The organism is Ruegeria sp. CG1, from assembly GCF_056537265.1.
Genome location: NZ_JBQFRF010000033.1, coordinates 1 through 535 on the forward strand (window position 1 = coordinate 1; position 535 = coordinate 535).

1 protein-coding gene is annotated in these 535 nt (G+C 53.3%); it reads right to left on the minus strand.

All coding sequences use genetic code 11. The annotated features are described in order from the left end of the window. On the minus strand, window positions 1–198 hold a 198-nt coding region (locus ACR0AU_RS21975; protein ID WP_480796335.1), incomplete at its 3' end, for a hypothetical protein. Window positions 199–535: the final 337 nt, after the last annotated feature.

Genomic DNA, 535 nt, shown 5'->3' on the forward strand with positions numbered 1-535 from the left:
GTCGTCATCCGTCCAGATCACCGTGCCGCGCTTGGCCGATTTCGCCAGTTGATTGAGGTTGGTGTATCCACCCTGAACCTGCCGCAAGTGCTTCTGCCAGAGACCCACAACAGCGGGGTCAGGATCGAGATACCCGATCAGACGATAGATCAGTCGTTGGATGATTTGGTTGCGGCTCTTGGCTCCGAGCGCAGTCACGGCCCCCTCCAAAAGCTCCAAGGCATCTGACGGCAATCGAACAGAAAAGACAGTGGTGTCGGCTGGCTTGCTCAATCTATACCTCAGGTTGTATTTGTGATTTGTAACACAACTACCTTATCCTGTCATAATCTCCAAGAGTAAACCGATGGGATTTTAGAAATTCGTATTTTCTCAAATCGTGATCGGAGTAACTTTGCTCTAGGAGTAAATTTCCACGCCGGGAAAAGGGTTCCGCCCCTTTTCCTTAAACAGGCGTGGGTGCCGGTGGACTGGCGCAGGGCAATCACGCAACGCGTGGGCTGCCCGAACAGCGCCCGTCACTTTCCGGCACGTT